We start from the raw sequence: 8,977 nt of genomic DNA, 5'->3' as shown, positions 1-8,977 counted from the left end.
CGGATGTCGCGCCAGCGGGTCTTAGGTGATTTCCGGGAATTTCTGCGGGGGGGTGGGCAAGGTCCCGGCCGAAGGCGACCCTCGAGAGGGGGTGCTCGGCCGGGGTCGGACGCCGGCCGAGTCCGGCCGCCGTGCCGGTGGACTGCGCTGCGCTTGTCCCTACGGCGCTTTTCTACCTACCGATCGGATCAGGGATGGCCGCTGCCCGGCGGGGGCATCTGCACACTCATGTCGCGCTCGCCGTAGCCCTGCGGGATCTCGAAGATGTCGGCAGGGATGGCTTCCTTGCGGATCACGGTGACCTCGGTCTCGGTCTCCATGGTGGTGCCCATCATCTCCATCTTGGTCTTGGTCAGGATGGGATAACCCTTGATCTTGCTCATCTCTTCACGCTGGGCGACGCCGGCCGGCGAGTTCGCCAGCATGCCGCCGGGGCCGGAGAGGCTCATCATGTCGGTGTAGCGTGTCACGTCGAGGTCCACGTCCTCGGTCGCCCAGATCTCCTGATCGACACCCATCATGCCGGTCTTGGTGACCCGATACTGTTTGGTGTCCCAGTCTCCGATCTTTTTGGTCTCGCCGGTTGCTTCGACCTTCACGGTCATCTCGCCCATCATGGCGCGCATCTGCTCGGCGGCCGGACCGCTCATGCTCTCCATCACGGACTTGACGTTGATCGGGAGATATTCCTTCTCGGCGTGATTGATGAAGACGATGGTTCCGGCCGTCGGATCCATGATCATGTCGGTGGCATCGGGTCCCTCGTTGACCACCTTCATCTTGTCGTAGGCTAGGTAGGTCTTGGACAGGTCTTCGCTTGCCGCTTCTCCCATGACACCCGAGCTGCGATTGATCGTCTCGACGTAATAACCCTCTTCGTCCGCGATCGCGGCGGACACCGGCAGCAGCGCCGCCAACGCGAGGGCCAGCCCGAGACGACGGGTCATGACCGGCTGACGCCCGATGCTCGAGCCTTGCTGATTCATCATGCTTATTCCTCTGCGGTGACTGGATTGTTTTCGATGCGCCGAATCGACGGCGCAGGCGCCCGAACGCGCGAACAGGGTAATCGATGGAGCGCGCGTTGGGATAGGGCTATTCGCCTAGATCGCGTCGGTCGAGCACCCGCTTGGCCTTCCCGACGAAGCGCTCGATGCTGCGCGGCTCGACCAGGTCGACATGGGCGCGGATGCCGGCGACCGTATTGATCTCGCGGCTGATCCGCTCGCAGAGTGCCTGCATGCGGTCCATCCGATCGGAGAAGAGTTCGGGGTGGATCTCGACCTTGACGTGGACCTCGTCGAGCGTACCGGGGCGGGACACCTCGATAAGATAGTGCGGCGTGGTGCCCTCCACGCGCAGCAGAGCCTCCTCGATCTGGGAGGGGAAGACGTTGACGCCGCGGATGATCAGCATGTCGTCGGTGCGCCCGGTGACCCGGCTCATGCGTGTCGTGCGTCGTCCGCAGGCGCAGGGCTCGCGGTAGAGTCGGGCGATGTCGCGGGTGCGATAACGGATCAGCGGCATGGCCTCGCGGGTGAGGGTCGTGATCACCAGCTCGCCGGGCTCGCCTTCCGGGACCGGCTCCAGGGTCTCGGGATCCAGACATTCAACCAGGAAATGATCCTCCTGGATGTGCATCCCGCTACGCTCGGGACACTCCCCGCTGACGCCCGGACCGATGATCTCGGAGAGCCCGTAATTGTTGAAGGCGGCGATGTCGAGCTGATCCTCGATCTCGCGGCGCATGTCCTCGGTCCAGGGCTCGCCGCCGAAATGGCCGAAGCGGATCGGCAGGGAGCGCGGATCGATGCCCAGCTCGCGCGCTGAATCCGCGATGGTCAGGGCATAGCTCGGGGTACAGATCAGCACCTCGGGATCCAGGTCCCGCATGATCTCGATCTGGCGACGCGTGTTGCCCGCCGCCGCAGGGATGATCGCCGCGCCGACGCGCTCGATGCCGTAATGCAGTCCGAAGCCGCCGGTGAAGAGGCCGTAACCGAAGGCGACTTGCGCCGTGTGCTCGGGCCTAAGCCCGCCCGCGACCAGGAAGCGTGCGCAGAGGTTCGACCAGGTTTCGAGATCACGCGCCGTATAGGCGACGAAGGTGGGCCGTCCGGTCGTGCCCGACGAGCCATGGATGCGCGCAAGCGCCTTGCGCGGAACAGCCAGAAACCCGAATGGGTGCTGCAGGCGCAGATCGTCCTTGGTGGTGAGGGGCAAGCGACGCATGTCGGCGAGCGAGCGGATACTGTGCGGTCCGATCTCGCGATGGGCGAAGTGGTCGCGGTAGAAGGGCACCCGCGCGACCCGCGTCACCAGCTCGCGCAGACGCTCCAGCTGCAAGGCCTCGATGCCGTCGCGCGGCAGGGTCTCGGCATCCGGATCCCAGATGCGGTGCTCGATCTGCCGATGGGCCTCATGAGTCTGCGCGGCCATAATCCTCGATCCATTGATGGGTGTTGCATCGGTACAAAATTTGCCCCTCGACGCCTGATGCCGAATCCAGCTTGATTGACCGAACATCCTAAACCGCGTCCACCACTGCGGCCCCGGACTCACGCAAGCGAGACTACAACCGACAGCAGTGCATATCCCAAACGGACGCGGTTTAGCAGGAGACCACGCTCAGCAGCTCATCCCCGTCGACCACATGCAGCCCCTTCTCCAGCAGGACGGCAATCGCCCGGTCCGGATCCTCGAACCGAAAGATCAGAATCGCCTTGTCGCCGCGCCGCAGCGAGAAGGCATACATGTACTCGATGTTGAGGCCCGCGCCTTCCAGCACCGCCAGTGCCTCGGCCAGCCCGCCAGGCCGGTCGAGCACGTCGACCGCGACCACCTCGGTCAGGTTGACCACCCATCCGGCATCCTCCAGGACCTGTTTCGCCTTGTCCCATTCGCGCACGATCAGACGCAGGATGCCGAACTGTGCGGTATCCGCGAGCGAGAGTGTCAGGATATTGATGCCTTCCTTCGCGATCGCCTCCAGAGGCGCACCGAGACGCCCCGGACGGTTTTCCAGAAAGAGCGAGAGTTGTTGCAGCTTCATGGTTCGCGTCCCCGTGGTCTTGTGATTGCTTGAGTGGTTTTGTCAGCGGCTGATTCATCCGATCGGCTCAAAGGACGCGAAGACACTAAACCGCGCCCGGTGCGATATGCGTGGTTTGTTGGATTAGCTTGGCCGCGTCGGCTCCGACAACTGTCGGAGCCGACGCGGTTTAAAAACGAGAACTCTAGGGTCTTGCATCGCCGACCCTTGGTTCCGGCCAAAGTCGATCACCTGAATCGCGTCTCGACCCGGCTCGGCCCGGTGCGCCGAAGCAAGAGAGCAGCCGAGACCGTGCATGGACACGAGAGGACGCGATTCAGCGCCGATCGATGACCCGCTTCGCCTTCCCCTCGCTGCGCGCAATGCTGCGCGGCTCGACCAGACGCAGTCCGACGCGGATGCCGAGGATGTGCTCGATCGCCTTGGCCAGGCGCGCGCGCACGTCTTCGAGCGCACGGATCTTGTCGCTGAAGACCTCGGGCGTGACCTCGACCTCGACCGACATCTGGTCCAGACCCTGATCGCGGGTGAGGATGATCTGGTAGTGCGGGAGGGTGCCCTCGACCGCCAGAAGTGCCGCCTCGATCTGGGACGGGAAGACATTCACGCCGCGGATGATGAACATGTCGTCCGAGCGCCGACCGATGCGCCGCATCCGCCGGATGGTGCGCCCGCATTCGCAGGGCTCGCTGATCAGCGAGGTGATGTCGCGGGTGCGGTAGCGGATCATCGGCATCGCCTTCTTGCTCAGTGTGGTGAGCACCAGCTCGCCTTCCTCGCCGTCGGGCAGGGCCTCGCCCGTCTCGGGGTCGATGATCTCGGGATAGAAATGATCCTCGAAGATGTGCAGCCCCTGCTGGGCGGAGCACTCGCTCGCCACGCCGGGGCCGATGATCTCCGAAAGGCCGTAGATGTCGTAGGCCTTGATCCCCGCGGCCGCCTCGATGTGATCGCGCATCCCGTCGGTCCAGGGCTCGGCCCCGAAGATGCCGGCGCGCAAGGGGAGCGAGCGCATGTCCACGCCGAGCTCGGCGGCGCGCTCGATCAGATAGGTGAAATAGCTCGGGGTGCAGCAGAGTGCGGAGACGCCGAAGTCGCGGATCAGCATGATCTGGCGGTCGCTGTTGCCGCCCGAGATGGGGACCACGGTCGCCCCGAGGGCCTCCGCGCCGTAGTGGGCGCCGAGTCCGCCGGTGAAGAGTCCGTAACCGAAGGCGTTCTGCAGGATGTCGCCGCGGTGCAGCCCGCAGCAGGCGAGGGTGCGCGCCATGACCTCCGACCAGACGCCGACGTCCTCGCGGGTGTAGGCGACGACGATGGGTTTGCCGGTGGTGCCGGAGGAGGCGTGCAGCCGGACCACGTCGCTCATGGGCGTGGCGAAGAGACCGAAAGGATAGGTGTCGCGCAGGTCGGCCTTGACCGTGAAGGGGAGCTGCTGGATGTCTTCGATCCGCTGAATCGAGGCCGGGGTCAGGTCACGCTCTTCCATCCGGGCGCGAAAAAGCGCGACGTTCTCGTAGGCAAGCGACACGACCGCGCGAAGCCGTCGCAGCTGTACCTGCTTCAGCGCCGTCCCCGGCAGGAAATCGGGCGCGCTGGCCGGGTGGAAACCGCCCTCGGCGTCATTCCAGAGCTCTGTCAGCATGGTGGTCCTCGCTTAAACCGCGCCCGGCGCGGTTTGTGATGTTTTGGGATGGGATCGGCCTGGCAGACTCGACGATCGTTGGAGGTGCGCGGTTTAAGATTTTGAAAAAGATGACATTCTAAACCGCGTCTCCACCGAGGTCGGTGAAATCCCCAAGACCGAATACAACATGACAATGACGCATGTCGCTCTGGACGCGGTTTAAGGGTGTCGAGCGATCGAGCCCCGGAGCGCGGCCTCCCGACCCACGGCGAAGGCCTGGTCGTTGACCTTGTGGAGCTTCTCGGCCAGATTCGCATAGATGGCCGCCATCCAGTGCTCTTGGGGGATGTCCAGCACCGTGGAGACGGCACCGAGCAAGGCGACATTGAGGCTCTTCTTGTTCTTGAGTGCCCCTTCCGGCAGCAGGTCCGGACCGATCAGGGCCCCGCCGGCGCGCAGCATGGGGCGATTGATCTCGATCTGGGTCGCTTCCAGGACCAGGAGCACATCCGCCTCGCCGGCCGGGACCATCGGACTCAGGACCTGCTCTCCGTAGCGCACGTCGCTGCTCACCGAGCCGCCGCGCTGGCTCATGCCGTGAAGCTCGCTCTTCTTCACATCGAATCCGGCGCGAAACGCCGCCTCGGCGAGCATGTCGGAGGCCGTCAAGACCCCCTGGCCGCCGAGTCCGGCGATGACGATATTCTTCACTTTATCCATTGGGGGCTCTCGAATCGGAATTGAGGCGTCGTAGGTCGGGTTAGCGAAGCCTAACCCGACGGGCTCGGGCTCAGCCGCTCACGGCCGCCGCGCAGCTCTGCAGTTGTGCCGACTCGGCCGCGGCCTTGTCGTAGAAGCGGATCTTGGGCGCGGCGAGGACGCACGGCTGACGCGTGATCAGGAGCGAGGTCTCGGGCTTGGCGAGCAGCTCCGCGATCAGATCCTTGAGCGAGAGGCTCTTGTCGGTGGTCTCGACGACCTGCACGTTCTGCACGCCCATGGCACGCGCGATGCCCTCGAAGCTCATCTTGTTGGTCGTGGAGTGATCAAGCAGGCGCCCGGTCCCCGGATGCTCCTGTAGGCCGGTCATGGCGGTCGTGCCATTATCGAGGATCATCACCAGATGGCCCGTCGCCGGGGGGTTGTAGACCATCTCGGCGATCCCGGTGAGGCCCGAGTGCACGAAGGTCGAATCCCCGATCACGCTGACCACGCGACGCGCCTGGTCCTCGGGCAACACATGGCGCAGACCCAGGCCGACGCCGATGCTCGCACCCATGCAGACGCAGGTATCCATCGCCGAGAAGGGCGGCAGGACGCCGAGGGTGTAGCAGCCGATGTCGCCCGCGACGATGCAGTCGAGATCCCGGAGCGCCTGGAAGACCTCGCGGTGTGCGCAACCCTGACAGAGCTCGGGCGGCTTGCCTTTGGGCGGGACGGGCTCGGGGCTGGTGTCGCCCGCCAGGATACGGCGAACGCGCGCCACATCCAGCTCGCCGAAGCGATACATCTCCGGCTTGCCTTCGGCCTGAATGCCGGCGGCGCGAAGCTCGTCGACCAAGACGGGATCGCCTTCTTCGACGACGACGAGACGTTCCAAGCCGGCCGCGAAGGCGCGGATGCGCTCGATCGGCAGCGGATAGGTCATGCCTATGGTGAGATGGCTCGCGTCCGGGGCTGCCTCGCGCGCATGCACGGCGCTGATGCCGCTCGTGACGATCCCGAGCTCGGAATCGCCGGCATTCATCCGGACCGGACCCTCGGCCTCGTTCCAGGCGGCGATCTCGGCGAGTTTCGTGCGCAGGCGATGATGTGCCGGCTTGGCGTAAGCCGGGATCATGACCCGCGCCGGGATCCGGCGCTCGAAGGCGGGCTCGGCCACACCCGAGACCGGCCCTCGCGGGATCACGATGGTCTTGGAATGGCAGACCCGCGTGGTGATTCGCAGCATGACCGGGATCTTCCAGCGCTCGGAGATCTCGAACGCCAGCAACGTGAAGTCATACGCCTGTTGGGAATCGACGGGCTCGAGCGTGGGAATGGCTGCGGCGCGAGAGTAGTGCCGGTTGTCCTGCTCGTTCTGGCTGGAGGCCATCCCCGGATCGTCGGCGGAGACGATCACGAGACCGCCCTCGACATCGGTATAGGTCGCCGTAAAGAGCGGATCGGCCGCGACGTTGAGCCCGACATGTTTCATGGTGACCAAGGTCCGCGACCCGGCGAAGGCGACTCCGAGCGCGACCTCCAACGCCACCTTCTCGTTCGGCGACCATTGCGCATGCCCGCCGAGGCGGTCGAAGGTCTCCAGGATCTCGGTCGAAGGGGTGCCGGGATAGCCGGTGCCGAGGCGCACCCCCGCATGCAGCGCTGCGAGGGCCACCGCGTCGTCACCGCTCAGTAATTGCCGTTCTGCGGTCGTCATCGTCGACTTACTCTCTGTCAGGGCGTCACGAATCCGCCATTATCCGCATCATTGCTGCCCTGCAGCAAGCCGAGCGGATCAATAGTCGCGACGCGCCGACACGGTCCGCCCGTCGTCGGTCTTCAGGATCAAGGCGCCTGTGGGATCCAATTCGAAGGCTCTGATCCGAGCAAGCAGATCGAGGACCTTGCGCTCCTGGTCCATCAAGGCGGGCGCGCAGGCCATCATGGTCGTCGCCGAGAGCGCAAGCGTCAGGGTCTCGCCGGTCAGGGTGTATTCGCCCTGATAGGTGTTGCAGGAGGCCCGACCCCAAAGACGGCCGTCGGCGCCGAAGTTCAGCGTCACGCGGGAACGATCGATGATGCCGCCACCGCCGATGTCCTCGACGACCCACTCGGGTCCTTGAAGCAGCGTGGCGGGATCCCCGCCGCAGCCATCGAGTCTGCGCTCGTCGAGCTGGATCTCGACCGTCGCGGGGTGCGGCATGCCGCTCATGCTGTCCACGCAGGGTCGATCGAAGATGCTGACGACCATGTCGCCGTCCTCGATCAGATTGCGATAGCGCCGCCCGTCCTCGAGCAGCTCCTGCTCGGTCAACGCGACATTGATTCGGGTCTCCCCGAGGTCCGTGTTCAGCTCGACCCGCTTGTCCGTGAGCTCGAGGCTCCAAAAAGGCTCGTTGCCGGTGGCGCGAAAGGCGGTCTGCGCGGTCTCCACCGGGATGCATTCCGGATAGGCCATGCCCGCGATCTCCAGCATCCCGCGATCGCCTTTGCTCCAGAAGGAGGTGGACGGATCCGCGAGGGCGACATAGCGGGCGCCCGAGCCCGAGACCGCTTGTCTCAGATCGAAGGCCCGGTCGTCGACCTGAAGACGCATCCGGTCCTCCAGAAATCCGACGCGGATGGGCTGATCCCCGCAGACGAGCTCGCTCGATAAGGGTGGCGGCTCGTATGGGCGCATCATGACGGTGCCGAGATCGGGCGACTCGACCGACGGATCCAGCGGCACCTCGTCCGTGATCCAGGCCGCCAGCCCGGCGGACAGGACCGCGCCGCGAACCAGATAGGTCTGGTCCGGGAGCAGTGCCGCGCGTTCGACGACGATCTGGAAGGGGATCGGGACCTGTCGGCCGTCCAAAGCACTCCTGTGCTCGGCGACCAAGCGCCCGCCCGGCACGCTCGGGTCGCTGAGCTCGACGATCGCGAGAGCGTCCGCCGGCAGGGCGATGCGCGCCCTGTAGCTCAGCGCCCCGGTGACCTGAAGGCTCGATGCGTCATCCCGGCCCTCGGGCGCCGCGGCGAAGACGGCCTGCGTGCCGACCATGAGGGTCAGGCATGACACGAGGAGGGTAAGCTTTGCGGGACGGATCAGCGACATCGGGCAGTCTCCTGGGCGATAGAATCCGAGCTCGGCCGACCGATCGGCGCTTGACGCGAGTCTCGGTTCGGATGGATCTTTCCGAGCGATGCGGTAGGGCCGCGATTAAGGCTCTTCCGCAGCGCGATTCTGCCCTTGATCTCACGGCTGTTCCAGGGCGAGAGGCAACGCCGATTCAACATCCACGCGCGAGTCCCACCCAGCCCATGTCCAGCGAGCCGAGCACCGACGCGTCATCTTCACCCGATCTCGATGCGATCTACGAGGAGCTTCAGCGATTTCGCGCCGGGTTTTCGACGCTCTCGATGGCGACCTGCGGTCCCGACGGCGAACCCGATGCGAGCTACGCGCCCTATCTAGGGTTCCTTGACGAACAACTTTCTGCGCGCGTGAGTCAAGTTTAAGCCGGCGCAAGTTTGGCCTGCTCGAACAGGTCCGCGAGGGCCTGTTGCAACCGCCCCATAGCGGTGGCGATGGGCCGGTTGGGTGCCTTCGG

Annotated in this window: 8 protein-coding genes; 1 reads left to right on the top strand and 7 read right to left on the bottom strand. The window is 65.1% G+C overall.

From position 1 onward, the window contains the following. Positions 1-188: 188 nt before the first annotated feature. The 7 genes from VLR48_RS03895 to VLR48_RS03865 all read right to left on the bottom strand — a co-directional run bounded on the left by VLR48_RS03895 (position 189) and on the right by VLR48_RS03865 (position 8,481). Positions 189-986 (bottom strand): DUF4412 domain-containing protein, encoded by a 798-nt coding sequence (locus tag VLR48_RS03895; RefSeq protein ID WP_325290520.1) that lies wholly within the window; start codon positions 984-986, stop codon positions 189-191. Between the two features lie 109 nt (positions 987-1,095). Then, a complete protein-coding gene (locus VLR48_RS03890; RefSeq protein ID WP_325290519.1) occupies positions 1,096-2,439 on the bottom strand; it encodes a phenylacetate--CoA ligase in 1,344 nt (447 codons plus the stop codon). Between the two features lie 172 nt (positions 2,440-2,611). Further along, positions 2,612-3,052: an ACT domain-containing protein gene (locus VLR48_RS03885; protein ID WP_093032003.1), complete on the bottom strand. Its 441-nt coding sequence runs from the start codon at positions 3,050-3,052 to the stop codon at positions 2,612-2,614. 316 nt (positions 3,053-3,368) lie between these two features. Further along, a complete protein-coding gene (locus VLR48_RS03880) occupies positions 3,369-4,697 on the bottom strand; it encodes a phenylacetate--CoA ligase (RefSeq protein WP_325290518.1) in 1,329 nt (442 codons plus the stop codon). Between the two features lie 201 nt (positions 4,698-4,898). Further along, on the bottom strand, positions 4,899-5,399 hold the full coding sequence (locus tag VLR48_RS03875; protein WP_325290517.1) for an indolepyruvate oxidoreductase subunit beta: 501 nt from the start codon (positions 5,397-5,399) through the stop codon (positions 4,899-4,901). A gap of 70 nt (positions 5,400-5,469) precedes the next feature. Further along, complete coding sequence (locus VLR48_RS03870; RefSeq protein WP_325290516.1) at positions 5,470-7,101, bottom strand: thiamine pyrophosphate-dependent enzyme; 1,632 nt, start codon at positions 7,099-7,101, stop codon at positions 5,470-5,472. A gap of 78 nt (positions 7,102-7,179) precedes the next feature. Next, positions 7,180-8,481, bottom strand: coding sequence for an META domain-containing protein (locus VLR48_RS03865; RefSeq protein WP_325290515.1), 1,302 nt, complete (start codon positions 8,479-8,481; stop codon positions 7,180-7,182). 206 nt (positions 8,482-8,687) lie between these two features. Between VLR48_RS03865 and VLR48_RS03860 the strand changes: the two genes are divergently transcribed. Then, positions 8,688-8,885, top strand: a complete 198-nt coding sequence (locus VLR48_RS03860; RefSeq protein ID WP_325290514.1) for a pyridoxamine 5'-phosphate oxidase family protein — start codon at positions 8,688-8,690, stop codon at positions 8,883-8,885. Positions 8,886-8,977 lie beyond the last annotated feature (92 nt).

Source organism: Thiocapsa sp. (genome assembly GCF_035467215.1).
GTDB lineage: Bacteria > Pseudomonadota > Gammaproteobacteria > Chromatiales > Chromatiaceae > Thiocapsa.
This window is presented reverse-complemented; position numbering and strand designations above follow the sequence as displayed.

Excerpts from the sequence above, each read along its gene's own strand:
- VLR48_RS03890 (WP_325290519.1), bottom strand. The coding sequence starts at position 2,439 with ATGGCCGCGCAGACTCATGAGGCCCATCGGCAGATCGAGCACCGCATC.
- VLR48_RS03880 (WP_325290518.1), bottom strand. The coding sequence starts at position 4,697 with ATGCTGACAGAGCTCTGGAATGACGCCGAGGGCGGTTTCCACCCGGCC.
- VLR48_RS03870 (WP_325290516.1), bottom strand. The coding sequence starts at position 7,101 with ATGACGACCGCAGAACGGCAATTACTGAGCGGTGACGACGCGGTGGCC.
- VLR48_RS03860 (WP_325290514.1), top strand. The coding sequence starts at position 8,688 with ATGTCCAGCGAGCCGAGCACCGACGCGTCATCTTCACCCGATCTCGAT.
- VLR48_RS03895 (WP_325290520.1), bottom strand. The coding sequence starts at position 986 with ATGAATCAGCAAGGCTCGAGCATCGGGCGTCAGCCGGTCATGACCCGT.
- VLR48_RS03885 (WP_093032003.1), bottom strand. The coding sequence starts at position 3,052 with ATGAAGCTGCAACAACTCTCGCTCTTTCTGGAAAACCGTCCGGGGCGT.
- VLR48_RS03865 (WP_325290515.1), bottom strand. The coding sequence starts at position 8,481 with ATGTCGCTGATCCGTCCCGCAAAGCTTACCCTCCTCGTGTCATGCCTG.
- VLR48_RS03875 (WP_325290517.1), bottom strand. The coding sequence starts at position 5,399 with ATGGATAAAGTGAAGAATATCGTCATCGCCGGACTCGGCGGCCAGGGG.